This is a genomic window from Pseudocalidococcus azoricus BACA0444 (assembly GCF_031729055.1).
GTDB lineage: Bacteria > Cyanobacteriota > Cyanobacteriia > Thermosynechococcales > Thermosynechococcaceae > Pseudocalidococcus > Pseudocalidococcus azoricus.
Genome location: NZ_JAVMIP010000009.1, coordinates 61,011 through 87,275, shown reverse-complemented (window position 1 = coordinate 87,275; position 26,265 = coordinate 61,011). Strand labels below are relative to the sequence as shown.

Genomic DNA, 26,265 nt, shown 5'->3' with positions numbered 1-26,265 from the left:
GACAAAAAATAAGGACTACTGATCATTTAATATTCTCACAAACCCAATCAAAGAAAAACTGAAAAATCAACATTTCAGGTGTGTTGGCAGGATTTTCTATAACTTGTTAAGCCTTGTTAAGCTGAGAAAACAGTAAAAGTAATGTCAATCTCATAATTTTTCTCAGTTTATATTGTTCAGAAAGCCTACCTTTGTAGTCTGGACTACGAAAAACTCCCTAAGTAAGTTGGCGTAGGCGGCTTTGGCCAAAGACTTGTAAACTTGTCTCTAGTCTTTATCCAGAATGCTATGACGATTCAGGTTGTTGCGACTCATCCTTTCTCAGATCAAAAACCGGGTACATCTGGCCTGCGGAAAAAAGTTACTGTCTTTCAAACGCCGCACTACCTCGAAAACTTTATCCAGGCCACCTTTGATACCCTGGAAAGCTGTCAGGGGCAAATTTTGGTCGTGGGTGGAGACGGACGATATTTTAACCAGCCGGCGATTCAAATCATTCTGAAAATGGCAGCGGCCAATGGATTTTCTCGGGTCAAAGTCGGGCAAAACGGGATTCTCTCCACTCCGGCAACTTCCTGCCTTATTCGCAAATATCGCACCATTGGTGGTATTATTCTTTCAGCTAGTCATAATCCGGCGGGGCCTGGGGGAGATTTTGGCGTTAAGTTCAATACCAGCAATGGTGGCCCGGCTCCTGAAAAAGTGACCAAGGCAATTTACGAGCGCACCCAGGCCATTGAAACCTACAAAATTCTCGATGCTGCCGACATCGACCTAGGGCGATTAGGGGAAACAAAACTGGGAACTATGGTGGTAGAGGTCATTGATTCCGTTACTGACTATGCCCAACTTTTGGAAACGTTGTTTGACTTTGACCGGATTCAGCAGTTCATTGCCAGCGGTTCCTTTCGGTTTATTTTCGATGCCATGCACGCCGTCACCGGACCCTATGGGCGGAGAATTTTTGAGGAGCGTTTAGGTGCGCCCGCTGGAACCGTCCAGGCCGGATTTCCCTTGGAAGACTTTGGCGGTGGCCATCCGGATCCAAATTTGGTCTATGCCCATGACTTGGTAGCGCAACTGTTTACAGACCATGGGCCGGACTTTGGGGCTGCTTCCGATGGAGATGGGGATCGAAATATGATTTTGGGTCGGAACTTCTTTGTCACCCCCAGCGATAGTTTAGCCATCCTAGCGGCCAATGCGACCTTAGTTCCCGGATACCGCCAGGGGTTAGCTGGAATTGCCCGCTCCATGCCCACCAGTCAAGCCCCTGATCGGGTGGCCCAACAATTGGGAATTCCGGCCTTTGAAACTCCCACGGGCTGGAAATTTTTCGGCAATCTCCTCGACTCTGGCCAGGCCACGCTTTGTGGGGAAGAAAGCTTTGGCACGGGATCCAACCATGTCCGGGAAAAGGATGGTCTTTGGGCGGTGTTGTTTTGGTTAAATATCCTCGCTGTGCGGCAACAGTCTGTGGCGGAAATTGTCACTCAACATTGGCAAACCTATGGCCGGAACTTCTATTCCCGTCACGATTACGAGGGAGTTGCCAGTGATCGGGCCAATGAATTAATGACCCAACTCCAGGCCAAACTGCCGACCTTAACGGGGAAAACTCTAGGAGCCGGTCGGGTTGCCTATGCCGATGATTTTAGTTATCAAGACCCTGTGGATCAGAGTGTCAGTGCCAACCAGGGAATTCGGATTGGCTTTGAAGATGGGAGTCGGATTGTTTTTCGGCTCTCAGGCACAGGCACAGAAGGGGCTACACTGCGGGTTTACTTAGAACGCTATGAACCCAATCCCCAAAACCACGGCCTGGATGCCCAAGTTGCGCTGCAAGATTTAATTGGCCTGGCAGACTCCCTCGCCCAAATCAAACTGCTGACCGGCCGAGACAAGCCCACCGTGATTACTTAAGACGCAGAACTATAGGGAAAAACTTTTTCATTGCAAAGTTACCCCAAACATACTAGAATCCGTCACATTGTTGTGTAAACCACTTTGTTACAATTCAGCGATTCGTTCATTACCAAGACAGGGGTAAAAAACTGTGGGAGTGTTTAACAGACTTTCGCGAGATATTGGTATCGATTTAGGCACTGCCAATACCTTGGTCTATGTCTCCGGGCGGGGTGTGGTCTTAGAAGAACCCTCTGTTGTCGCCATTGATCAAATTACCCAACAACCCTTAGCCGTGGGCACAGAAGCCAAACGGATGCTGGGGCGAACTCCCGGAAATGTTGTCGCAGTGCGCCCCTTGCGGGATGGGGTGATTGCTGACTTTGAACGGGCCGAGATCATGCTCAAATACTTTATGCGGCAGGTTCACGGTGGCAAAAATCTCTTTGCACCGCGGGTGGTGGTCGGGATTCCCAGTGGTGTGACCGGGGTTGAACGCCGGGCCATTGAAGATGCCGCGCGCGGGGCCGGGGCGCGGGAGGTCTATTTAATTGATGAACCGGTGGCGGCGGCCTTTGGGGCTGGCTTACCCGTTGAGGAACCCACTGGCAACATGATCGTGGACATTGGCGGCGGCACAACCGAAGTAGCAGTGCTGAGTATGCAGGGTACGGTTCTAAGTGAATCGGTGCGGATTGCTGGGGATGAATTATCAGATTCCATTACCCAATACATGAAGAAAGTTCACAACATGATTGTCGGCGAGCGGACTGCCGAGGAAATCAAAATTCGGATTGGTTCGGCCTATCCCAATGATCACTATGACGATGAACTCATGGAAGTACGGGGGTTACACCAACTCTCTGGCCTACCCCGTACCGTGAGCATCAAAACCCCAGAAATTCGTGAAAGCATGGCAGAACCCTTAACCGGAATTATTGAAGCCATTAAACGCACCCTTGAGCGGACTCCCCCGGAACTGGCTGCCGACATTGTGGATCGAGGTATTATGCTGGCGGGGGGTGGGGCGCTCCTGAAGGGCCTGGATACCCTCATTAGTCATGAAACCGGGATTGTTGTCCATGTGGCTCCGGATCCGTTGCGCTGCGTGGTGCTGGGCACCGGCCGAGTTTTGGAAAACTTTAAGGAACTAGGGCGGGTCTTTGGCGGCCAAAGTTCAATGTCACACTAGGCGTTTAACCAGGCCAGTCTCATCACCCAAGGTCAGAACATGATGCAGCGTTATCAAGGGCAGGAATAAGCCGATGGGGGCAGTGGTTCGGTGGTGGACGCGCTTTAGTAGCCTGTTAATGTTAACGGGAGTGACCTTAGGCGTGGCCTGGATTGTCCGAGAAACCAATGGGGCGGGCATTCGCGAACTTTATCGGGTGGTGACATTACCGATTTATGGTGGTGCCAATAATACGGATCAGTTAATTCAGGCCCGGACTTGGGAACTAGAACAACGCCTGGCCGAAGTCCAAAGCCAAAATGACCAACTCCGGCAACTGCTAAATATCCCCCAAGTTAAACAAAATAAAGCGGTGGTGGCGCGGGTGATTGGTCGCAGCGCGGATCATTGGTGGCAGCAGGTTCTACTCAATCAGGGTAGTCGTGAGGGGCTTGCCCAAGGGGCGGTGGTTTTAGCCAGTGGTGGCGTAGTCGGGCGAATTACCAGCATTACCCCCAATACCAGTCGGATTTTATTATTGACGGATCCCAGCAGTCGGGTGGGGGTGGTCGTGGGTAGAACTCGGCAAATGGGTATTCTCCGGGGGCAATTGGGAAATAAGGCGGTCTTAGAATTCTTTGACAAAGATCCCAAGGTGCAGCCCCAAGATGCCGTTTTAACTTCGGAACTCAGTAGTCTATTTCCGGCCGGTTTGCCTGTGGGAGTGATTGAATCAGTAGATCTATCCGATCCAACCCGCCCCCACGCAATTGTGCAATTAGCCGCCCCCGTCGATCGGTTGGAATGGGTACAGGTAATGGTGAATGGACAATCCTCTCAAACAACTCTCACCCCTAGTCCGTAACGGCTTAAATGGGGTTGTGATCGTCACCTCCATTTTTATCTGCGCGGTGGCCGCCCTCTGGCATCACTCGGCCTGGGAAATGACGGGAATTAGCCCCGACTGGTTTTTGATTTGGGTGGTGGCTTGGAGTGTCAAGCGGCCGGCCTGGCAGGGGATTGTTGGTGGTGTCGGACTGGGCCTGATTCAAGATGGGCTGACGGGGCATCAACCGACCCATGCGCTGTCTTTGGGAATTGTGGGGCTGATTACGGCACTCCTGCAAAAACAACGGTATGTTTCTGAAGACTTTATTTCCATTGCCCTGATTACCTTTGCGATGGCGATCATTAGTGCCACGGTCATTGCGGGTCAACTCAGTCTGGAAAATAGCCGTCCTCTGGCTGAGATTTGGCAACAGCATCGTCAGATTGCCCTCGGTTCGGCCATTCTCAGTAGTCTTTGGGCCCCAATTCTCTATGCCCCCCTCAATCTTTGGTGGCAGTGGTTAATTGAGGCGGAAAAAGATTAGATATCCAGGCCTGGCAACATTAGAGTTCAGAGTTCCCTGAGTTGTTGGAGTTGTTCTTGGGCTGGTTGATGATTCGGGTCATGGGTGAGAGTTAATTCAAAAAAAGTCTGGGCTTGATCGATTCGTCCGAGTTTCAGCCAGCAATAGCCCAAACTAAAGGCCGGATGAGCCTTGAGAAAGGCCTGGTCAAAGGGTTCACTGCGATCATAGGTTCGGCTTTCCCCCATTCTTAAGCACTGTTCTAAATAGGGGACGGCCCCCAAGTAAAACCCCAAATAGAACATCAACAGGCCAGCTTCATAGATTAAAGGCGCATAGGTGGGAAACCAGCGAATCCCGTTATGGATTAAGAACTGGGCCTGGTCATAATCTTCTGCTTCTAAAGCATCCCAGGCCAAGACAAACAGCAATTGCCGGACAAAGCCTGTTTCCGTGGGTATTTCTCCCGAAAATAGGTTGGGTAAAATCCACTCGTAGGCGGCTTGAAAACAGTCTTGGGCTGACTCCATCTCTCCACAGGCCTTGTAATGATCCCCGAGGGTAATTAACCACATTAAGCCAATGGTTCCCTCCTGCCGCATCGCCTCCAGAATGGGAATATTGCGGGTTTTCATTTTTTGGATCATTTCCGCCCGGGTAGAGCAGCCATGGTGATAAAGATAGGCCCCGGTGACATAGCCCATTTGGTAACTGCCGAGATGGGTGAGTTGTTCATGGAGGCGGCCGGTATAGTGGATTCCCCCTTGATTGCGACCAAAGCGATTCATCCAGAAGTCGGTCATGGTGGGGCTATTTTTATCCTGGGGAGCTTCTAAACGCCGAATTGAATATTGCTGATAACTCAAATCGGTTTGTTCTCGCAGTTGGGATAACCAGGCCGGGTCGGTAACAATTAATTCCTCATCAGCATCAATGACAAAAATCCATTCCCCTTGGGCCTGGGCTAAAGACACATTACGAGCGGCAGCAAAGTCATCACACCACGTAAAGCTAAAAATCCGGGCCTGGAAGGATTCAGCAATGGCTATCGTTTCATCCGTTGAGCCGGTATCCACCACAATAATTTCATCCACCCAGGCCTGGACACTAGCTAAACAGCGGGCTAAGTGGGCGGCCTCATTTTTGACAATCATGCACAGGGATAGGAAGGGTTGGGCCACAGGTGATCTCTAAAGGCAGGATTTAGTCTGGGGGAAGATCGGGGGGTAAAAGGGGCGGTAAAAAACGCTCGGCCGTGCGCTCTCCCAAACGTAGCCCAATAATACCTAGGGCAGCGGAGATAATCCAATAAAATAAGGCAATCTGGCCATTTTGATCCTGCCAAAGCACAAAAGTGTCTAACTCATAACTGGAAAATGTTGTGTAGGAACCGAGAAAACCCGTCGTCATCATCACATAGACATCGGGATGGATGCGTATTGCCTCGTTGAGGAAAAAGACAACCACAAACCCCATCACATAGCAGCCAGAGACATTGACAATGAATGTTCCCCAAGGAAAGCCTAGGCCCCACTGTGATTGGCAGACAGTGACGACTCCATAGCGGGAAATAGCCCCAACAATTGCTCCCAGGCCAATGGCCATTGGTGTTCTCCAGATTGGGTTGCTGAACATTGAGGCCAATGCCATGATGCTTTGAAAAACTGCCCTATTGTAACAAGTTCCGGCCTGGTGACGGACTTAAAAATACTTCTAATGCTTGGTTTAAGGCCTGGTATCTGGCTGAATTTAGGGGTAGGAAATCTTGACTAAAAATGAATCCCGGCTTGTTCCATTCGCTGTAAGGCCTCACCCAATCGCTCGCAATCCGTAATCAAACTCACCCGCACAAATCCTTCTCCTCCCTCGCCAAAGGCATTACCAGGGGTAACAACCACACCCGTTTCTTGGAGAAGCTTGAGGGCAAAATCTGTCGAACTCACGCCCACGGGACAAGGTACCCAGAGATACATCGTGGCTTGAGTTTTCGGCACTGTCCACCCCAGTTTCCCCAGGCCAGCAATGAGAAAATCACGCCGGGTTCGATAGCGATCACAAACGGTGGTTAAATACTCATCGGGCAAGTTTAGAGCAGTTTCCGCCGCAGTTTGGAGAACGGCAAATAAGCCATAATCCAAATTGGTTTTCAGAGTCCGCAGGCCTTGGATAATATGCCGATTGCCAACCACAAAGCCCACCCGCCAACCCGCCATATTGTAGGTTTTGGAAAGGGTATGAAACTCAACCCCAATCTCTTTGGCTCCCGGAATTTCTAACAAGCTGGTGGGTTGATAGCCATCGAAAGCCAATTCTGCGTAACAAAGGTCATGAACTAAGAGGATGTTATATGCCCGCGCAAACTCAACCATATCCAGAAAGAATTGCCGGGGAGCCGTGGCTGCTGTTGGGTTACTGGGATAGTTAAAGTAAAGAATCTTGGCCTGGTGGGCAATAGCTTCAGGAATCTGATTCAGGTCAATCAGCCAGTTATTTTCCGGCTTGAGAATTAACGGATAAATATTTGCTCCAGCAATGGCCGGGCCGCGGAAATGGGCCGGATAGGCCGGACTGGGGACGAGAACTACATCCCCCGGATTGACATAGGCCAGGGCTAAGTGGGTCAGGCCTTCCTTAGAGCCGAGTAAGGGTAAGGCTTCCCCATCGGGATCCAGTTCAACCTGATAGCGGCGGTGATACCACTGAGTAATGGCTTTGCGAAAATTAGCTGTGCCTTCAAAGGGGGGATAGCCATGATGGCTGGGGACTTGAAAGGCTTGAATGGCTGCATCAATCACGGGTTGCGGGGCCATGCCATCGGGATTCCCCATGCCGAGATCAATCAAGTCCAGGCCCTGTTCTCTCGCCCGCGCTTTCAGTTCATCCAAACGGGCAAAAACATAGGGCGGCAAAGAGCCGAGGCGGTCGGCCGGTTTAATCCAATCCAGACCCATCTTAGGCAAGCCCTTCCTTGGAATTGGCACGAGCCATCGCCGTTGTTTCCGCAGTGGTGGAGATCATCGCAGCCATCAGTTCAGCCGGGGTTACAGTAAAGGGGAGGTGGTGAATATCAGACGTAGGTAGACAGGCCTGGGTTGCCGCGGTTTCCAGTTCTCGCAACGAAATATCCCCCAGACCCAAATCAGATAGTGTCGTGGGCAAACCAATCTCCCGGTAAAAACTGAGAAGTTGTTGGCGAGAGGATGCGGCTAGGTGGCTGCCCTGAATCAGTTCTTCCAAACGTAACTGGGCTAAAATCCCGTAGGCCACTTTTTCCCCGTGAAGGCTTTGCTTCGTCAAGGATAGATGGGTCAAGCCATTATGAACCGCATGGGCCGCCACCGTCCGACATTGCGCGCCCCCCAGGCCACCAATCATTCCCGCCATCAACACCGTGGCATCCACCACCTCCTGCCAGGCCGGGCCGCCAATCTCTTGTAGGGCCTCAGAGGATTTTTGCAGGAGCAGATCCCGTAAGACGCGGGCCTGTTGGACTGCGGCAATAATCAGGGTGTGTTGGGAATGACCACTACTAATCGAAGCTTCATACCATTTGGCTAAGGCATCCCCAATTCCAGCGATGAGCGTCCGTTGCGGGGCCGTGGCAATGAGTTGATAATCCAAAAGCAGTAAATTAGGGCAATGGTCTAAAGCGACATCATATTGAAACGCCCCAGCGGAATTGTAAACATTGGATAAAGCTGTCCAGGCCGCACAGGTGGCTCCTGAGGTGGGAATCGTCACAATCGGTAACTTGGCCCGCTGGGCGACTAACTTGGCTGTATCCAGTGCTTTGCCCCCACCAACCCCAATAATCACATCCCCACTGTGGGCTGCCAGTTCTGTTGCGAGGATGCCTAAGGTGGGTTCACTACAATCTTGCACCGGAGACCCCCAAGCTGGGATCAGATCACTGTTTTGGAGGTTGGCGAAATAAGGCTTAAGGGCGGCTTGGGCTTGTTGTCCACCAATGATCAACGGCTTGCGGCCATAGGCTGTGATCAATTCCGGGGCCTGGGCTAAAATTCCCCATCCACGCTGAACTTGGGCCGGAGCAATGGTGAGAGGTAAGAATAATTCAGAGGTGGTGAGGGGCTTCATAGACAATGAACAAGGAAACAACCCACGGTAGCTAACCATCATCCTGAGGCTAAATTAATGCCTAATCGTGGTGATCTCCTATCTTAACCTTGATTCATGGTCATTTCCGGGCCTGGTTGTGACTCAGTCACCTAGCCAAAGATAAAAATCACAGGCATATAGCAAACAGTAATTATTCATGAGAACATACCATACATAGTCAGATGAGAAGAATGGAGAACAAAATGACTTAAAAATAATTCAAACAGCCATTTTATAATTTTAAACGTCTTCAATAAGTACCACACGTTTCTTAAGAAGTTTTTAACTTGCAGCCACACTGCTTCAATCGGATTTTGTTCCGGTGCGTATGGGGCTAATTTGATGCAGTAAATCGGCCATTCTTGTTCTGACTTATCTCCATTGACTTGATGTAAATATTTACGGAAATCATCACTGTTATGATATGCTGCACCATCCCAAATCACCATAATTTTCTGATTGGGATGAATCGCCTTTATCGCTTTGACAAACTGAATAGTATTCTGACTATTTCCACTCGAATAAGGTTTCACAATTAGGCGACCTGTGACATAGTTAATTGCACCATAATCGGTTTGCCTCTCCTTTATATTCTTGATGGGAACCTGTATTCTTTCATCCGCTTTACCCCAAGCGTATCCACAAATATCCTCTGAAACAAGATGACACTGATCCACGCAGTAGACAACGGTTTTTCCTGATTCAATTGAAACTCGATTCGCTTCTAAATACTGACAAATCTCTTTTTTTAAGGTAACTTTCTCGGGGTCTTTCAAGGAATGAGTGACCTGGGCTTTTTGCCAAGATAGATCCGCTTTATGTAATAAATTATAATAGCTAGATTTTGCAGATTAGACAATGTTAAATGTATCTAAAATATACGCTTCTAACTCTTCAAAATTCTAATGATTCTGTTGTTTTAATCACTGAATAATCTGTTGTTTTTCTAAATCTGATCAATATCTAATCTTGCCTTTATAGTCCAGTTTTGATGTATTAATACCGGACAGTAAAAATGCTTGTTTCTACTTAGTAATGAATCCGGATGAAACCTGGAGTAGAGCCATGATTTCTGAATGAGTACATCCTTGCAATGTCATCTTGACCGCTAGGGCACGCTTCATTTCTCTTGAATCTAGGCATATATCTATAAATTGATTGAGTTCATCCATAGGGTTATCCAAGACACATTCTTATTCTCTCATATTTGAAAACGGATTGCTATATAGATGTTGAGCGACAATCCCCAGGCCCTAGGGCATCTAAATAGCCAAGGCTGGTTTGTTTTTTACGGTTGGCATTTTTGAAGTGGGCCATGATTTGCTCGATAGTCCCCTCTTGGGATTGGGAATGTAAGAAGCGCCGAATGGCAGCGAGTTGCTGTTACGGTTTTTGAGGAAAGGCCTGTTGAGCAGGACATCGGAGGGTAGATTCATATCCCTATTGCCTTTTGTCTAGTGCTTCTAGTACTTCAGAGTGGCTATCATCGGCCGGGATGCTTCCTGATAGACCTGGATAATGGTTTGGGCCAAGCGTTTCATCCCCGTGGCAATTTCAGTATCTCCGGCGGTGAGGCTAATGCGAATACATTCCTGTTTATGGGGCCAATCCTCCCGCAGGCCTGGGAAAAAAGAACTGCCAGGGACGACAATCACCCCGACTTGCTTGAGCCGCTGGTACAACTCCCAATCCGAAATTGGTAAGTCTTGCAACCAGAGCCAGGCAAAAATTCCCCCCTCCCCTTGATGGAGAAACCAGGGTAATTCTGGGGATAAATACTCTGCTAAGGTTGATTCGAGGATTGTAAACTTGGCCTGGTAGAAGGGGCGGATCACCTCTGTGGATACCTGGGCTAATGCTCCATTGGCAATCGCTAGCGCAGCAATGGCCTGGCCGTATCGGGAGGCGTGAATACAGGCGTTAGTTTGAAAGGCTTCTAACACTCGCAGGAGCGAGGCATCCCCAATGGCTACTCCCACCCGTTCCCCTGGCAGGCCAGCTTTGGAAAGACTCAGACAATGGACTAGATTCGAGCCAAAAATGGGATTGAGTTCCGTAAAGTTGAGGCTGGGAAAGGGCGGGCCATAGGCAGCATCCACAAATACGGGCACACCATAGGGCAAGGCCTGGTCAGCAATTTGCCGAACTTCCAAATCAGTTAAAACATTGCCTGTGGGGTTACAGGGACGAGAAAAGATCACACAGCCCGTACTCTGGTCAATTTTCAGTTGTTCAAAGTCTGGACGGTACTTAAAGCGATGCCGCGCAACATCTATGTCTAAACGGGGGCGATAGGCGGTCACCATATCGGGATGTAAGCTAATGCCGCCATAGCCAGTATATTCTGGGCTGAGGGGCAGCACCACCTGCTTCATCTCCCCGGATTCCGTTAGCCCAGCATAACCGTTGGCTGCATAAAAATAGAGTGTTTGACTACCGGGGGTAATTAAAACATTCTTCTCCGTTAGATTGAGATCGTAGCGGCGGTTAAAATCAGCGACAATGGCTTCAATCAGCGGTTCATAGCCTTGACTTGTGCCATAGCGACAAACCACTTGCCCATATTCAGAACTGGCTAAGAGTTCTTGGGTACAATCCCGCCAGAGTTGCTCAACTTCGGGAACGATTAAGGGATTACCCGCACTGAGATTAATGAGTTCTTTACCCTTGTGGGCATGGAGGGTTTCAATAATATCTTTCATGATTGCCCGCACCCCCGACAAATGGGACATTTGCTGACCAATGGCTGAAAGGGGTGGGTTCATTGAGCTAACCTTTTGCAGTATTTTTCAGGGAGTAAAGTAGGCCTGGACGGACAGGAGCACGCCCTAACCGAATCACATCCGTATCTCTTGTCCATCTGACCCTTAAACTGTAATGATTATGCCCTATTATTCTGGTGGAAATTTGAACATTTGATAGGCATCTCCAGTATTTAGAGTTTAACCTTAAATGTTGAGACAGCCAGGTTGGGGAGTAGGGGTCTAGTTATGGTGGCACAGGCAGCGGGACATACGTTTTTTGTAGATGCCGGAGATTGGGCTGCGGAAGGCTCTTTATTCCTCCCAAATCAAAGTCAGCAAAAAGTCAGTGGGCGGATCCTAGTCAGTTGGACTTCTGATGATTGGTTCACAATGGCCGCAAAATTTATATTTCCAGATCAGTTAGAGCCACAATCACCATTGACTCTGCAATATCGGGGCAAGTTAGCTTACGGTCAAAGTCACTATACCCTTGTACTACAGCATAGTCAGTGGGGCCGAGTCGAAGGGGTGGGGTGGGTCGGAGAAAAAGCAATCACCAAACGATTTTGGGTTTTAGGGGATCCCGCTAAACGGGGTGGCACAGAAACCTATTGGCAAATCAACTCCAATCAATATGTAATGACAATAGTTTATACTGCTGGGAGTAAAAATCTTAGCCTGATGGAAGCCACCTTAACCCGCCGAACTCCTTGATCAATTCAATTGGTGATGTCCACAATTTCTTTGGGAACTGCGGCGGTGAGAATATCCGGTTCGCCTGTAGTAATTAAAACATCATCTTCAATCCGAATTCCCAGGCCCCGCCACTTATCTGGAATTTCTGGTTGACCTTCGGCCGGTTGCACTTCTGGAGCAATATAAATTCCGGGTTCAACGGTCAGGAGTTGCCCAGGTTGGAGTGTCACCCAAGTTTCTTTGTTGTGTTTGTATAGACCGACATCATGGACATCGAGGCCCAGCCAGTGACTCGTGCCGTGCATAAAAAAGGTGCGATATTTTTGTTTATTGTCTTCTTTGCCCTCGGTCATCAAGGTTTCCACATCCCCAGCCAACAGATTGAGTTCTAAAAGACCCTCAACAATCACTTGGACGGCCGCCTCATGGACTTGATTAAAGGTATTCCCACTCCAGGCCTGGGCAATCGCCGCTTTTTGGGCTTTCAACACTAAGTTGTAAAGAATATATTGCTCATCGGTAAACGTCCTACTGACGGGAAAGGTACGGGTAATATCGGCGTTGTAGTAGCCATAGGCACAGCCCGCATCAATTAGCAGTAAATCCCCGGCCTGGAGTTGGCGCTTATTTTCCGTATAGTGCAGAATACAGGCATTTTCCCCAGAAGCAACAATTGACGGATAGGCCGGCCCATCTCCCCCCCGGAGGCGAAATAGGCGTTCCATCTCGGCCTGGATTTCATACTCGTAACATCCGGGTTTGGCCATCTCTCGGGCCAGCTTGTGGGCTTCTACGGTAATTTCAATGGCGCGGGTAATTAGGGCTAACTCTGATGGAGACTTGATTAAACGCAAGGGAGCTAAAATCGCAGTCGGATCTGCTAGAGCCACTGGGCCAGTGCCTCGTTTGGGCAGGGTTCGCAGTAGGTGTTGATAATGGTTGAGGATTTTCTGGTCAAATTTTTCATCCCGACCAAGATGATAGTAAATCTGATCCCCAGTTTCTAAATAGCCCGGTAGTTTTTCATCAAGTTCGGCAATGGGAAAAACCGCATCAGCCCCGCATAAATCTTTCGCTGCATCTACACCAACCCGCCGCCCTGACCAGGTTTCTTGCTCTAAATCCTTGGGACGGACAAACAGGATAAATTGATGCTCACTATGGTTAGGGGCGAAGATGGCAACGGCTCCGGGTTCATTGAAACCAGTCAGATAATAAAAGTCACTATCTTGACGAAAGTTGTATTCCACATCGTTGTGCATGACCGCCCGCGGCGCGCTCTTAAAGACCGCAACTCCTGTGCCGATTTTTGCCTTTAAGGTCTCCCGCCGTTGCTGATAATCTGCCTGCATCCCAATCACTCCAAGCCATAGAACCATGATATGGGAAAAATTTAGCAGGAGGGGGTAATGCTGTCGTCGCGTAATTCTTCCTGTTGCAGGTCTAGATCCAGCCAGCCACAATGGGTACACTGGGCTTGGCCAAGATTGGCCTGGGAAAGGGGGACGCGACTATGACATTGGGGGCAACGGCCCGTAAAAAAGGGATGAGAAACCAGCAAACGAATCTGATCCGCATGGGAAAGCCGGGCCATGATCTGATTCAGAATAGACGAGTCCATCACTACTCCGGTGGACAAAATGGAGGGAACACCCATCGGGAACGCCATAGAAGCTCTGAGGTTTAGGCAGTTATGCTCATACCACTCTGTCAAATCTGGAGTAGGTCAACCATCGTAAAAATACGGAACTTTCTACAAGAATCGGGAAAGATGATGGGAGAACGGCATTAGGCGGGTTGCCAGTTGACCCAATCTTGAGGCTTGAGAAAAATCTCATAGAGCTCGGCTTCCGGGGAGTTGGGGGCTGGTTGATAGCCATATTCCCAGCGGACTAGGGGCGGCAGAGACATCAGGATAGATTCGGTTCGGCCATTGGTTTGCAACCCAAAAATAGTCCCGCGGTCATAAACCAGATTAAATTCCACATAACGCCCGCGCCGATAGAGTTGAAATTGCCGCTCTCGGTCACCATACTCCAGGCCTCGCCGCCGTTCCACAATGGGTAAATAGCTATCTAAAAAGGCATTGCCACAGGTTTTAATTAAGCCAAAGAGGTCTTGCCAAGTCCGTTGTGGAGGAATTCCCTTTTCTTGACTCAGTTGGGCTGCCAGACCATGGGGATCGGGGCCGCGATACAACTCCCGTTCACCGTCTTGGTAGTCAAAGAAAATACCGCCGATGCCGCGAGATTCCCCCCGATGCTTCAGATAGAAGTATTCATCACACCAGAGCTTAAAAACGGGATAGTAATCGGGATGATATGGGTCACAGGCCTGTTTGAGGGTGTGATGGAAATGGGCTGCATCTTCAGCAAAGGGATAGTAGGGGGTTAAATCTGCACCACCCCCAAACCACCACACGGGCCCGGCTTCAAAATACCGGTAGTTCAAGTGCACAGTGGGGACATAGGGGTTCCAGGGATGCAACACCATTGAGGTTCCGGTGGCATAAAACCGATGGCCCTCAGCCTCTGGACGTTGCTGCAAAATGGACGGTGGCAGATGATCCCCCCAAACCTCGGAGAAATTCACTCCCCCTTGCTCCAGTAAACCGCCGTGGCGAATCACCCGAGATCGGCCCCCCCCGCCTTCCGGTCGCGTCCAACTATCTTCTTGAAACTCCCCTTGCCCGTCTGCGGTGGTTAGTCCCTGGCAAATCCGGTCTTGTAAGCCTTTTAAAAAGGTGGCAACTTGCTCGCGGGAATTATCGGGAGGTAGAGACGTAACAGTTGGTATGGTGGCAGGGGCGGACATAATTAATGAAGTTCCATCAAAACTTGAGATCAGACGCTATCTAAAATGATCCATGAGATTGTGGTCAGATGAGAGGCTGAGTTATCAATCTTAAAGTTCCCTTAAGCTGGGTTTATCCCTTGGAAGATTTGCGTTTTAATGGATTAGTTATCGGTTTCCTCCGATATACCCCGTCACTCAATTTAGAGTTCCATCAAGGCAAGTTAGGAAATGGTCTATGGACAATGCTGTGTAGAGCTTTGCTGCGCCTCCGGTAGGCCATTGCCAACGCTCGTAGAAGATTTCTATCCCCTTAAAACCGTCTGCGTAACCCGATAGCTAAGGTTAGGAGAAGCCGAGTGGGCCCGCATCGTTTACCTAAATCCCTCAAGTTGTCACCTGCCAGTTGGCCTCTTGCTCGGACTTACCAGGCCATTAGCTCCGCCTCTGTGGATTTGATTTGGAAAAAAATTGCCAACTTGGCGGATGTTTCTTGGCACCCGCTAATTGCCCGCACCAATGTTCCCTATGGATTAATGCCCAAGCCGGGTCTAATTTTTGGGGCCGTCAGTCGGTTAATTCCCTGGCCAATGCAGATTTTTGTGGAGCGGGTTTCCCCTGAAGATCTCCTCAGTATCCGAATTATGGTTCTGCCTGGGGTTGAGGAGCGAGTCATTTATCGGATGGAATCTACGGTCTGCGGCACAAAAATCACCTACTCGGTGTTAATGCGGGGCTGGCTCGCACCCTTAGTTTGGTCCTTAGTCCGAGGTTATGCCGCAACAGTGGCCAATCGTTTAGCTATGGCCGCAGAAACAGACCCCCCAACAAAGACCCCGCCGCCAGATCCCTGCTTAGGGTTTTGAGTCTTCCATCTCAAAAGCATCCCTAGCTTTGGGCAGAATCTTCGCTAGAGTATGGACATTTGCTCAGAGCGTTAGAGGCGCAGGGGAGTGGGTATGCCAGTTGCATTGATTACGGGTGCATCACGGGGGATTGGAGCGGCGTTTGCTCAGGCTTTGGCAGCCAAACAGTATGACTTGATCCTTTCGGCTCGGAACCAAGCACAACTCCAGGCCGTGGGAGATCCCCTCCAACAACAATATGGAATCACTGTTAAATATATTGTTCAAGATTTAAGTCAATCGGAGGCGGCTCAAGGGATTTTTCAGCAAGTCCAGGCCTGGGGGATGACTGTTGATTTATTGATCAATAATGCTGGCTTTGGGGACTATGGGGAGTTTGCCAGCCGTGATCTAGGCAAGTTTACCGCTATGATCCAAGTGAATATTACGGCCTTGGTGGAACTGACCCACTTGTTCCTGGGGGAAATGCAACAACGGCAACAGGGGGAAGTTCTCAATGTTAGCTCCATTGCGGGTTTCCTCCCCATGCCCTACATCAGTGTTTATGCCGCCACTAAGGCTTTTGTGCTTCATTTCAGCGAAGCTCTTTGGGCCGAAAACTATGGGCGGGGAATTACAGTCATGGCGGTTTGTCCAGGCCCAACCCGAACTGAATTTTTTGATGTGGCCGAGATGACCCAAGCCCCAGGGATGTCAAAAGGGGATGCACCGGAAGGGGTTGTTAAAGAAGCATTGATGGCTCTGGCGGCGCGGCGTTCTCATCTGGTGAGCGGGCAGTTGCAAAATCGCGTTGTTGTCAGCCTCCCGCGTTTTTTGCCTAGGGATGTTCTTGTCAAAACCCTAGAGCCACGGTTTCGCCCCCCAGCTTAACTTTAACTAAGCACTGATAAAGATATTGTCAATTTTGGGATATTTTTGGTTCCGAGCTTGCCGTCAGGCCATTATGTGATTGGATTGATCAGCGTAAGGTATGAACCACTTTTTTGAACGGCAAATACGATGATCACGGTAACAGTACCCGCAACAACAGCAAATCTTGGGCCTGGGTTTGATTGTTTAGGAGCAGCCCTATCCCTGACCAATCAATTTAAGTTCCAAAAATCTCCAACGACCAAGATTATGGCTCGGGGCCTGGATGCTGGCAAAGTCTTGACGGATGAACGGAATTTAGCCTATCAAGCTTTTTGTTATTTTTATGATTCCCTTGACGAAGATATTCCTGATATTCAGTTAGAGATTGAGTTGGGAGTCCCCTTAGCGCGAGGCCTGGGCAGTTCAGCTACGGCTATCATCGGGGGACTGCTGGGGGCCAATGCACTTATGGATCAGCCTTTGAATCCTCGACAACTCCTAGACCTAGCGATTGAGATGGAGGGGCATCCAGATAATGTGGTTCCGGCCTTGTTGGGGGGCTGTCAATTGACGGCAACGGGAGCAGGGGATCAGGGGTGGGTGACAGTTCCCTTGGCCTGGCATGAGTCTGTTGTTCCCGTGATTGCGATCCCAGAGTTTGAATTAGCGACCCAGACGGCTCGGCAAGTTCTCCCGCCCCATCTCAGCTATGGGGATGCCATTTTTAATGCAGCCCACCTCGCCCTACTGATTCAAGGGTTGGGGACTGGTAATGCTCAATGGCTGGCGGCTGGCCTGCAAGATCGACTCCATCAACCCTATCGTCATTCCCTGATTCCGGGTTATGAGCAAGTCCAAATTGCAGCACTGGCAGCGGGGGCCTATGGCCTGGTGATTAGTGGGGCGGGGCCAACGTTGCTGGCATTAACACCTCCTCAATCCTCTCAAGGGGTAGCTGAAGCAATGGGTTCGGCTTGGGCTAAGGTCGGGGTCTTGGCTCAAACTCAGGTGACCCAACTTAATGTTCAGGGTGCTGAGGTCGCTTAGGTAGTGATCTTCATGGAGGAATCAGTGAGCCTTACTGGGCCTGAGTGGTGATGATTGCGCCCCCTAATTCTCCCCGCCGAATGGATTCTAATAGTTCTCCATAGACTTGGCTAACAGTTTCCCAGGCCTGGACTCCAGCCAATTCAATAATGTCGAGCCGTTTACTATGGGCCTGGGCCATAAAGTGTTGATACCACTGTTGATACTGTGCCGAAAGATCCTGAATACGGGTTAACTGCCACTGTGTTCCCAGTAGAGATGTGATTTCAGCTAAAACAATGGGATGGGGAATAAAAGGTTTGTTAGCTTGGGTAATCGGGGCCTGGTGATAGGTTCCTAAATCTATATAGTCAAAGATTAAAAGGGTGGAGCCGGGATGGGCAACTTGGTGAAGAGCATCTAGGGCCTGGGCCTGATCCTCGAAAGCATAGAACGAGTTGAATAGGTAGAGCAAATCATAGGTTGTCGGTAGAGTGTTTGGTGCGTTTAGAACATTTGCAGTGAAAAATTTGCAGCCGGGATAGTGCTCTTGGGCATATTGAATCGAGTCTGCATCCAAATCCAGGCCAGTCACGTTTCCCCAACCGTGGGACTGCAAATAATGAGCCGTGCCGCCCCGACCACAACCAACATCTAACATCTTTCGGTCCGGATTTGACGGAATTGTGGCAAACATTAACTCAATGGCTTCCTCTTCTCCAGGATGGGCATAGTTTCCTTCACGAATTAATGCAAGAATTTGCTTCCCCCAAAAAGAGTTCATGAGCATAGAGTTATACCAATTAGTTTTTTAACAACGAACCATTTGTGGTAGGCTAACAAAAATATTAATCCAACGTCCTCTTAGACAAATATCTTTCGAGATAAGTTATGAAGTTTAGAGTCAATACGCCTACGGTTGTCAGCGAAGTGATTGAGGGGGAAGCCGTGATTCTCAATCTTGACAGTGGTAACTATTACAGTATGGAAGGTTCTGGAGCCATAATCTGGGAGTTATTATCCCAAGGACTAACGGTTACTGAAGTTGGTAATTGGCTAGCCAAGACATTTAATGCCCATTCTGATCAGATGATCAATACTGTGGCCGGCCTGGTGGATGAGTTGCAGATGGAGGGCTTGATTGTACCCCTAGGGGAAGATTTGCCTGATTCTGAGTCGTTGAACTTAGACAATATGGCAGTAGGAAAGAGTTTTGTTGAACCAAAGCTGTGTAAATATAGTGATTTGCAAGATTTGTTGATATTAGACCCAATTCACGATGTTACAGACAGCGGTTGGCCAAAAGCTAACATTGAGTAGACGATTAAAAGACAGATTATAAAAAATATAGCGTATGACTTTGATAAGAGATTCTAACTTAATGATAGGCAATCATGATATTTTTTGGAGTTTTTATCAATACTGCCAAAATAGTATCAGTCATACAACCACAGTCTGCGAAAGCTTCTATAAAATAGGCGATTACACCATTCACTTAAAATTTGCAAATGAGACTATTCAAAAAATCATCTCTCCAGCTCAACTACATTTAATTATTCCTAAGACTTCTCAGATGAAAGCAGATTTAACCATCTTTGTATCAGAGCAAGTTTCTCATAATCAACCTTTACCGCAATTAGTTAAAGCTTGGTTTGGAGCAATAGCCCAGCATCCTGAAAAGTATCTTGCTCCTCGAGGTGAAATAACTAATGGTGACAATCAGCAAATTTTAATTGCCTATAATGGTGGATCAGGTATTGTCAACCTCTATCATTTGGAGAAAAATATTGCTCTCTGCTTAATCCAAGATATAAATAGACTGCCCTACTATGAAATTGGCTCACCATTTAAAGTTATTTGGCATTGGTTAGTTCAAAGTAAAGGACAATTAATGCTTCATGCTGGTGCAGTCGGCTTAGAGGATAAGGGAGTACTATTGGTTGGTAAAGGCGGCTCAGGAAAGTCAACTACAGCCTTGGCCTGTGTAGATAGCAAACTAAAATATTTAAGTGATGATTACTGTGTTGTAACTTGGGAGCAACCTCTAAAAGTCCATAGCTTATTTAGTACAGTGAAGTTAGTCGGTAAAAATGATTTAAAACGTTTTCCATTCATCAACAAGTATCTATCTAATTCTAGAAATATCGAATATGAGAAAGCAATGGCATTTGTTAACCAGTTTGCACCCGAAGCTTTGTTAAATGAGTTACCCTTAAAAGCTATTTGTATTCCCAAGGTCACTGGTTTAAGCGCAACAACATGGGAAAGAACATCTCCGGCTAAAGCACTTTTCTCAATCGCTCCTAGTAGTATTCTCCAGTTGCCCTATACGAATCAAAATACATTTCAGATGATTTCCAAAGTTGCATCACACTTACCTTGTTTTTATCTAAAAATTGGGACAGATATAAAGCAAATTCCTGAGAATATTCTGCAAATATTAAATGAGTTGTAGCTATTATGACACTCCCTTTAATCTCAGTCATTATTCCTGTTTACAATGGAGAGCATTTTTTAGCAGAGGCTCTTGCCAGTATACATGCTCAAAACTATGACCCACTAGAACTAATTGTTGTTGATGATGGTTCTATGGATAATAGTGCTGAAATTGCCAAAGCCGATTCAAGAGTTCGTTACTTTTATCAAGAAAATCAAGGACAGGCTGTAGCACGGAATAATGGCATAATTCAAGCAAAAGGAGACTTAATTACCTTTCTTGATCAAGATGATGTATGGCCCAAAGGTAGCTTGATTAATCTAGTTGAAATATTACAGAAAATGCCCGATGTTGCATTAGTTCATGGATTAGTACAAGAGTATAACTATTGTTTGGATGACAGCAAGTTCTATATTTCCGATAGAATTCCCTATTGGCATGTCAACCTAGGTAGTGCTCTTTTTCGCAAATCAATATTTTTCAAGGTAGGTCTATTGTCTGATGGGCTTAAAGGTTGTGATGATATTGAATGGTTTATGCGGGCCTGGTATCAAGAAGTTCCAAATTATAGTCTTGAGAAAGTTACTCTTCACTATCGCAGACATGACAATAATATGACGTGGGATACCATAACAATAAAAAAAGGAATAATGAGAGTTTACTATGAACACATTCAATATAATCGTCAAAATCTACAGCTTAGCCATAACAAACAAAGTTTTCTCGAATATATTGGCTTTAATAAATACTTTAAAAATAATCAAAAGAAATGATTATATGAATACTGATTACCCCCTAATTACCGTGATAATTCCTGTCTGGAACGGCGAAAAATTCTTGTCGGAAGCATTAGAAAGTATTCATGCTCAAGAGTATCCATCTCTAGAAATTATTGTTGTTGATGATGGCTCAACAGATAACAGTGCTGTCATCGCTCAATCTGACCCAACCGTTAATTATTATTATCAGAATAACCAGGGGCCTGGTGCGGCAAAGAATATGGGATTAGAGAAGGCCAATGGTAAATTTATTGCATTTTTAGATTGTGATGATATCTGGACGAGAGATACACTACGGCGACACTCAAGCTATCTTGTTAATAATCCCTCTGTTGATATTATTCAATCTCAGGTTCAAGAATATTGTCTTAATAATTATGATCAAAAATTCAACCCAATAACTGTCCCTTATTTCATGTTTGCTTTAATGGCAAGTTCTTTATATCGTAAATATGTGTTTGATTCTGTAGGATTCTTTGATACAACATTAAGTTGTAGTGAAGACTGGGATTGGACGTTAAGAGCATACGAAATAAATATTCACAAAGAAAAGCTGGAATTTACATCCTTATTGTATCGAAAACATGATAATAATATGACCAAGTTTCTAACACTATCTCAGCTAAATTTGGTTAAAGTATATCACCGTCATTTAAAACGAATACGTCAACAGGAGAATAAAACGCGAAATTTACAAGTAGAGAAAACATTGGATTATTTTGGACATTGGCCCTATTGATTTCAGTTGATCACTAACAGTTATGAAGTGATTAATTTACTACTTGAATTTATTTTCTTAGAGTCTTAGATCACCGGATTATGTTGGATAAGTTATGATGATTATCAGTTTACCTCTAATTTCAGTGATTATACCTGTGTATAACGGAGAGCGGTTTCTAACCGAGGCGTTAGATTCAGTTCACTCCCAAAATTACCAGTCACTCGAAATAATTCTAGTCGATGATGGATCTACGGATAAGACCGCATCAATTGCCCGATCAAATCCGAAAGTTTCCTATATTTATCAACACAACCAGGGTGCTGCTGCTGCAAAAAACACGGGTATTAAAGCTGCCAAAGGAGAATACATCACATTTTTAGATTCTGATGACTTATATCCACCTGGAATGCTACTTAACTTAGCGACTTATTTGAGCCAAAATACCACGGTTGATATTGTCCATGGCTTAGTTCAGCAACTTAACTATAATCCGCAAACAGAAACATTCGATTACTCGGGAATTCCGCATTGGAATGTAAACTTTGCCAGTGCACTATATCGGAAATCTGTATTTGAGAAGATAGGCTACTTTGATATTTCACTGAAAACAAATGAAGATGTAGACTGGTTTATGCGGGCCTGGGAGCTTGGAATTCCTAAAGATCGAATTTATGAAGTCACTCTCTTACGTCGTAGGCATGATCAAAATATGACTAATGATAAGCTCCGAGTTCAACAGGGATTAGTGCAGGCTTTTTATCGCCATCTAAAACGAACTCGCCAAGAATCAGAGGTTCTGCCCTCCTCAATTACTGTGGCCGATTATTTTGGTTATGTTTCATCTCCGGAGTTACCAAAAATTTCATGAACTCCATTTCTATGATCAGTGTGGTTATGGTGGTTAAAAATGGCGAACCTTATTTATCTGAAGCCATCGACAGTATTGTCACTCAAACCTATCCTGTTGATGAAATTATTCTGATTGATGGTAACTCAACAGATCGAACTGCAATAATTGCCCAATCCTATGATCTAGTTCAATATCAGTTACAGCGAGAACCAGGCCTGGCTCAAGCCTATAATCAAGGGATTGAAAGTGCTGAAGGGGAATTTATTGCTTTTTTGTCCCATGATGATCGATGGCTACCTCAGAAGCTTCAATTACAGATTGAATTAATGAAGAGAGAACCGAATTTAGGATACACAATTACCAATTTTTGTTACTTTACAGAGTCTGCTCCAGAAGATGCCTATAGTTTTAAGCCATCCCTACTAAAACAAGAGCTTACTGGGCGCATCATGGAAACTCTAGTAGCTCGAAAAAGTGTGTTTAAGCAGGTAGGCTTGCTGTCACCATCTCTTGCGTTTGCTAATGATGTTGAGTGGTTCATTCGAGCTGAACAGAAGAATATCCCTATGAAGACTATCCCACAAATATTGCTTCACAAGCGAGTTTGGAGCGGGAATACCGCAACGATTAATGCTGGTGTGAACTCTCAGGAACTACTTAATATTCTTCGTCAGCACATCCAGCAGAAAAGATTAGAAAAAAGAAATGACTAACTTTATGATTGACGATAAACCCTTAGTGAGTATTATCATACCTGTGCATAATGGAGAGCTTTTCCTCGGTGAAGCACTAGCTAGTATTCACAGACAATATTACGAGCCAATTGAAGTTATCGTGGTTGATGATGATTCAACTGATCAGACCGCAGACATTGCAAAATCCGACCCACTAGTTCATTATTTAAAGTCTTCTTGTGCCGGCCCAGGCCCAGCCCGAAATCGGGGTTTAGAAATTGCTAAGGGAGAGTTCGTAACATTTTTAGACTCTGATGATTTTTGGTTGGATAACATATTGGGAAAATTTGTTGAATATCTACAAATCAGGCCATTGGTTGATATAGTTCAAGGCCTAATGCAACCTTATGTCTTAAATTCAGAGCTTGGTGTGTTTTTACCCGATTCTCAACCGGTATTTCTGATGCAGCTAGGTTGTTGTCTCTATCGAAAATCTCTTTTTCAGAAAGTGGGTACTTTTGATGAAAGTTTATATAGTGGTCAGGATATGGATTGGTTTATTCGGGCTTGGGAGTTAGGAATTATTAAACATCGCCTTGCTCAGGTAGTTTTATATTACCGCCGCCACGATAAAAACATAACTAAATCTATAAAAATATTACAGAAGGGGCGATTAGAAGCGTTTCATCGACATCTCCAACGAATGAAGCAGAAAAATTCTCAGATTATGGATAATAACCATAGCTCATTGATGGACTATCTCGGGGCCTGGCCTGAAAGGTTAAACATTTTTTAGACTTTTATTTGGGTAAGTTAATGAATATCTTGTATCGCCTCAAGTTGCTTATTAATGTATTAAGGGGTAAGTACAATCCAGTATTTATTATCCTAACTGCTGAACCAAAATTGGTGATGGATAATCAGCTTTTATATGGCAAAAATGTATTTATTACTGGTGCTGGGCAAAATATTGGACGCAGCATTGCCCTAGAGATGGCCAAGCAGGGGGCAAATATCTATTTTTTAGACTTAGACCTAGATAAATGTAAAAAACTGGAACTCGAATTAAGTACTTACGCTGTGCAGTCTAAGGGCTTTCAAGCTGATATTACCAATCAGCAGGATATTGACCAGATTATTGAGTATTTAAGTCAGGAAAATATCACCATTGATACCTTAGTAAATAATATTGGGATTGCTGTTAGAAAATCGCGGATCGATGACTTTTATCTATCGGATTGGAAGATGGTTTATGATACTAATGTATTCAGCCCTCTCTACTTAACTCAGTTAGTGGCTAATAACATGATTAAAACCTCAACAAAGGGATCAATTATATTCATAACGTCAATCCACCAATGGCTGATCCATAACGATCCAAGCTACTCCTCCTCGAAGGCAGCATTAGGCATGGTTATCAAAGAAATGGCCATTGACTTGAGTAAATTTGGGATTCGTGTTAATGGCATCGCCCCGGGGTTCGTGAAGGAAGATGAGCAAGGTTACCCTCGTTACTGGCAGTATGGTCAATTACAAAAAACCTCTATTCCCCCGAAGTATATTGGTAGAGCTGTAGTTTATCTTGCTTCTGATTATTTTAGTCGCTTTACTACCGGTGCAGTTTTAACAGTTGACAATGGCGTAACAAGTCTGAATTTTCGTTCTCAGCAATCCTAGTCCGAAAGCCAATGATCATGTTTATTTAACAGAAATATTTTCAATAGGATTTGGCAATGAGAAGATCTGCGGTTCTGATGGACACATCGCACAGTAGCTTTCATCTTCACGCCCTAAAAACTCGTGTAGCTCTGGCTCGGTGCAATTTGATGATAGTGGTGTGTAGTTTAAATAGGGTTGCCAGTATTCAGAAAGAGAGTATTTTTTTGCTTGAAGTTGTAAGTATGCTAGGGGAGGACATTTCCAAAGTTGCCCTTGAAATAACTGCAAACAATGCTTCGCAGGGCAATTTTCCCAACTTTGTCGGGGTTGATTATCTGCAAAAGGCTCCATCTGTGAACCAACGCCATAATATCGCCGTGTCCAATATTTTTGAGAGTTTAAAATCTTTATACTGATTTCATACTCTTGTTGCCATTGAAAAACTAAATCTAATTGGGGTTGTAGATGGCTTACATATTCTGGGCTGTCGTGATGAATTGAAATATGAAGTTCAGCCCTAGGGTAAGACCTAAGAAATCGAGGGAGATCAGGATGCCGTTCAAGGAAAAAACCATTGGTCACTAAACGCAACTTACTGTGCGGAAAATATTTCTTAACAAGCGGTACAAATTCTGCTAACTGAGGATGAAGAGTCGGCTCACCCCCAAGTAAAGAAAAGGAAATTGGCTGAACTCGTCCTTGCCATTGCTCAAACCATTGCGCTGCTTCCCCCAGAGTTACTAGTCCTTGATGATATTGATTAGAGTAATGTGCACAACTTTCACAGTGTAGATTACAGCTATGAATGATATGAAGTTCAAGATTTCTAACTATTTTCATAGATTTTAACTGACTAAAGCTACTTATACTGATGCATAATACTACATAGTCCGATGTAAATTTATTTAGCATGACAAATATAATTAAGGATGATAGTTTGATCAGTGTGATCATACCTGTTTTTAATGGTGAAAAATATATCAAAGCTGCTATTACTAGCGTGCTGTCTCAGATGAAACATTTTTTGGAAATCGTCGTGATTGATGACGGTTCTAATGATCACACATCCACAGTTGTACAGGAGTTGATACAGAATTATCAGAATATCTACTACAAATATCAAGAAAATCGAGGGGTTGGAGTAGCTCGTAATTATGGTGTTGAAATCTCTCAGGGTGAATTTCTCACTTTCCTGGATGCTGATGATCTTTGGGCAGCTAATAAATTAACCATCCAGATAAATGCATTCAAGCAAAATCCAGATATAGATATTGTCTTTGGACAAGTTGAGCATTTCATCAGCCCTGAACTGTCTACCCAAGAAGCGCAACGCTGGAACTATCCTCACAAGATTATGCCCGCCTACGCCGCTGGAGCGATGTTATTAAGACGAGAAACCTTTAACCAGGTTGGCAAATTCTCAGAAACTTGTGAAGTTGGACAATTTCTTGATTGGTATTTAAGAGCTATTGAATTGAATCTAATCAGCTTTTTTCCACCCGATGTCGTGCTCTTAAGGCGTGTTCACAATGATAATTCATCTCAAAAATCGAAGCGTTATTGGCAAGACTATGTGCGGATTATAAAATCTTCTTTAGACCGTAGAAGGAGTCAATCTTAA

27 protein-coding genes and 1 pseudogene are annotated in these 26,265 nt (G+C 45.9%); 17 read left to right on the top strand and 11 right to left on the bottom strand.

Going from position 1 to position 26,265, the window contains the following annotated elements; translation table 11 throughout:
* Nucleotides 1-288 precede the first annotated feature (288 nt).
* The 4 genes from RIF25_RS10175 (at nt 289) to mreD (ending at nt 4,449) form a co-directional block, all read left to right on the top strand.
* Nucleotides 289-1,923 carry an alpha-D-glucose phosphate-specific phosphoglucomutase gene (locus RIF25_RS10175; protein ID WP_322878427.1) on the top strand — a complete coding sequence of 545 codons (1,635 nt, stop codon included), beginning with the start codon at nt 289-291 and terminating at the stop codon, nt 1,921-1,923.
* A gap of 133 nt (nt 1,924-2,056) precedes the next feature.
* Nucleotides 2,057-3,097, top strand: a complete 1,041-nt coding sequence (locus RIF25_RS10170) for a rod shape-determining protein (protein WP_015124896.1) — start codon at nt 2,057-2,059, stop codon at nt 3,095-3,097.
* A 73-nt stretch (nt 3,098-3,170) separates the two neighbouring features.
* Nucleotides 3,171-3,941, top strand: a complete 771-nt coding sequence (gene mreC / locus RIF25_RS10165; RefSeq protein ID WP_322878426.1) for a rod shape-determining protein MreC — start codon at nt 3,171-3,173, stop codon at nt 3,939-3,941.
* On the top strand, nt 3,901-4,449 hold the full coding sequence (gene mreD / locus RIF25_RS10160; RefSeq protein ID WP_322878425.1) for a rod shape-determining protein MreD: 549 nt from the start codon (nt 3,901-3,903) through the stop codon (nt 4,447-4,449). Before mreC ends, mreD begins: the two co-directional genes overlap by 41 nt.
* Before the next feature lie 26 nt (nt 4,450-4,475).
* On the opposite strand, the gene RIF25_RS10155 is transcribed toward mreD, so the two are convergent.
* From RIF25_RS10155 to RIF25_RS10130, 6 genes and pseudogenes are all read right to left on the bottom strand, one after another.
* A complete protein-coding gene (locus RIF25_RS10155; protein ID WP_322878424.1) occupies nt 4,476-5,609 on the bottom strand; it encodes a glycosyltransferase family 2 protein in 1,134 nt (377 codons plus the stop codon).
* Nucleotides 5,610-5,631: 22 nt separating this feature from the next.
* Nucleotides 5,632-6,078, bottom strand: a complete 447-nt coding sequence (crcB, locus tag RIF25_RS10150) for a fluoride efflux transporter CrcB (protein WP_322878423.1) — start codon at nt 6,076-6,078, stop codon at nt 5,632-5,634.
* Between the two features lie 119 nt (nt 6,079-6,197).
* Nucleotides 6,198-7,379 carry an aspartate aminotransferase gene (locus tag RIF25_RS10145; protein ID WP_322878422.1) on the bottom strand — a complete coding sequence of 394 codons (1,182 nt, stop codon included), beginning with the start codon at nt 7,377-7,379 and terminating at the stop codon, nt 6,198-6,200.
* A 1-nt stretch (nt 7,380) separates the two neighbouring features.
* A complete protein-coding gene (locus RIF25_RS10140) occupies nt 7,381-8,526 on the bottom strand; it encodes an iron-containing alcohol dehydrogenase family protein (RefSeq protein WP_322878421.1) in 1,146 nt (381 codons plus the stop codon).
* A gap of 176 nt (nt 8,527-8,702) precedes the next feature.
* A pseudogene (locus RIF25_RS10135) lies at nt 8,703-9,380 on the bottom strand (IS630 family transposase); the annotation flags it as partial.
* Nucleotides 9,381-10,010: 630 nt separating this feature from the next.
* Nucleotides 10,011-11,312 carry a valine--pyruvate transaminase gene (locus tag RIF25_RS10130; protein ID WP_322878420.1) on the bottom strand — a complete coding sequence of 434 codons (1,302 nt, stop codon included), beginning with the start codon at nt 11,310-11,312 and terminating at the stop codon, nt 10,011-10,013.
* A gap of 225 nt (nt 11,313-11,537) precedes the next feature.
* Between RIF25_RS10130 and RIF25_RS10125 the strand changes: the two genes are divergently transcribed.
* Nucleotides 11,538-12,005 (top strand): hypothetical protein, encoded by a 468-nt coding sequence (locus tag RIF25_RS10125; protein ID WP_322878419.1) that lies wholly within the window; start codon nt 11,538-11,540, stop codon nt 12,003-12,005.
* A gap of 5 nt (nt 12,006-12,010) precedes the next feature.
* Here the strand turns inward: RIF25_RS10125 and RIF25_RS10120 are convergent, their stop codons facing one another.
* The 3 genes from RIF25_RS10120 to hemF all read right to left on the bottom strand — a co-directional run bounded on the left by RIF25_RS10120 (nt 12,011) and on the right by hemF (nt 14,801).
* Nucleotides 12,011-13,339: an aminopeptidase P N-terminal domain-containing protein gene (locus RIF25_RS10120; protein ID WP_322878418.1), complete on the bottom strand. Its 1,329-nt coding sequence runs from the start codon at nt 13,337-13,339 to the stop codon at nt 12,011-12,013.
* 41 nt (nt 13,340-13,380) lie between these two features.
* Nucleotides 13,381-13,644 (bottom strand): hypothetical protein, encoded by a 264-nt coding sequence (locus RIF25_RS10115; protein WP_322878417.1) that lies wholly within the window; start codon nt 13,642-13,644, stop codon nt 13,381-13,383.
* A gap of 131 nt (nt 13,645-13,775) precedes the next feature.
* Nucleotides 13,776-14,801, bottom strand: coding sequence for an oxygen-dependent coproporphyrinogen oxidase (gene hemF / locus RIF25_RS10110; RefSeq protein ID WP_322878416.1), 1,026 nt, complete (start codon nt 14,799-14,801; stop codon nt 13,776-13,778).
* Nucleotides 14,802-15,139: 338 nt separating this feature from the next.
* Here hemF and RIF25_RS10105 point away from each other — a divergent pair, with 338 nt between their 5' ends.
* From RIF25_RS10105 to thrB, 3 genes are all read left to right on the top strand, one after another.
* Nucleotides 15,140-15,646 (top strand): SRPBCC family protein, encoded by a 507-nt coding sequence (locus tag RIF25_RS10105; RefSeq protein ID WP_322878415.1) that lies wholly within the window; start codon nt 15,140-15,142, stop codon nt 15,644-15,646.
* A 93-nt stretch (nt 15,647-15,739) separates the two neighbouring features.
* Nucleotides 15,740-16,516, top strand: coding sequence for an SDR family NAD(P)-dependent oxidoreductase (locus RIF25_RS10100; RefSeq protein ID WP_322878414.1), 777 nt, complete (start codon nt 15,740-15,742; stop codon nt 16,514-16,516).
* Nucleotides 16,517-16,645: 129 nt separating this feature from the next.
* On the top strand, nt 16,646-17,545 hold the full coding sequence (gene thrB, locus RIF25_RS10095) for a homoserine kinase (protein ID WP_322878413.1): 900 nt from the start codon (nt 16,646-16,648) through the stop codon (nt 17,543-17,545).
* A gap of 31 nt (nt 17,546-17,576) precedes the next feature.
* Here the strand turns inward: thrB and RIF25_RS10090 are convergent, their stop codons facing one another.
* Nucleotides 17,577-18,314 (bottom strand): class I SAM-dependent methyltransferase, encoded by a 738-nt coding sequence (locus RIF25_RS10090; protein ID WP_322878412.1) that lies wholly within the window; start codon nt 18,312-18,314, stop codon nt 17,577-17,579.
* 101 nt (nt 18,315-18,415) lie between these two features.
* Between RIF25_RS10090 and RIF25_RS10085 the strand changes: the two genes are divergently transcribed.
* The 8 genes from RIF25_RS10085 (at nt 18,416) to RIF25_RS10050 (ending at nt 24,662) form a co-directional block, all read left to right on the top strand.
* Complete coding sequence (locus RIF25_RS10085) at nt 18,416-18,844, top strand: PqqD family protein (RefSeq protein WP_322878411.1); 429 nt, start codon at nt 18,416-18,418, stop codon at nt 18,842-18,844.
* A gap of 34 nt (nt 18,845-18,878) precedes the next feature.
* Nucleotides 18,879-19,979, top strand: coding sequence for a hypothetical protein (locus RIF25_RS10080; protein ID WP_322878410.1), 1,101 nt, complete (start codon nt 18,879-18,881; stop codon nt 19,977-19,979).
* Nucleotides 19,980-19,984: 5 nt separating this feature from the next.
* The gene (locus tag RIF25_RS10075) at nt 19,985-20,734 is read left to right on the top strand and encodes a glycosyltransferase family 2 protein (RefSeq protein WP_322878409.1); all 750 of its coding nucleotides are present in this window, start codon (nt 19,985-19,987) and stop codon (nt 20,732-20,734) included.
* 4 nt (nt 20,735-20,738) lie between these two features.
* Nucleotides 20,739-21,479, top strand: coding sequence for a glycosyltransferase family 2 protein (locus RIF25_RS10070; protein ID WP_322878408.1), 741 nt, complete (start codon nt 20,739-20,741; stop codon nt 21,477-21,479).
* 94 nt (nt 21,480-21,573) lie between these two features.
* Nucleotides 21,574-22,329: a glycosyltransferase family 2 protein gene (locus RIF25_RS10065; protein WP_322878407.1), complete on the top strand. Its 756-nt coding sequence runs from the start codon at nt 21,574-21,576 to the stop codon at nt 22,327-22,329.
* An 11-nt stretch (nt 22,330-22,340) separates the two neighbouring features.
* Nucleotides 22,341-23,024 (top strand): glycosyltransferase family 2 protein, encoded by a 684-nt coding sequence (locus RIF25_RS10060; RefSeq protein ID WP_322878406.1) that lies wholly within the window; start codon nt 22,341-22,343, stop codon nt 23,022-23,024.
* Between the two features lie 4 nt (nt 23,025-23,028).
* The gene (locus RIF25_RS10055) at nt 23,029-23,781 is read left to right on the top strand and encodes a glycosyltransferase family 2 protein (protein WP_322878405.1); all 753 of its coding nucleotides are present in this window, start codon (nt 23,029-23,031) and stop codon (nt 23,779-23,781) included.
* 20 nt (nt 23,782-23,801) lie between these two features.
* Nucleotides 23,802-24,662, top strand: a complete 861-nt coding sequence (locus RIF25_RS10050) for an SDR family NAD(P)-dependent oxidoreductase (RefSeq protein ID WP_322878404.1) — start codon at nt 23,802-23,804, stop codon at nt 24,660-24,662.
* A gap of 21 nt (nt 24,663-24,683) precedes the next feature.
* On the opposite strand, the gene RIF25_RS10045 is transcribed toward RIF25_RS10050, so the two are convergent.
* A complete protein-coding gene (locus tag RIF25_RS10045) occupies nt 24,684-25,598 on the bottom strand; it encodes a radical SAM protein (RefSeq protein ID WP_322878403.1) in 915 nt (304 codons plus the stop codon).
* On the opposite strand from RIF25_RS10045, the gene RIF25_RS10040 reads away from it, so the two are divergent.
* A complete protein-coding gene (locus tag RIF25_RS10040) occupies nt 25,591-26,265 on the top strand; it encodes a glycosyltransferase family 2 protein (protein ID WP_322878457.1) in 675 nt (224 codons plus the stop codon). The genes RIF25_RS10045 and RIF25_RS10040 overlap by 8 nt on opposite strands.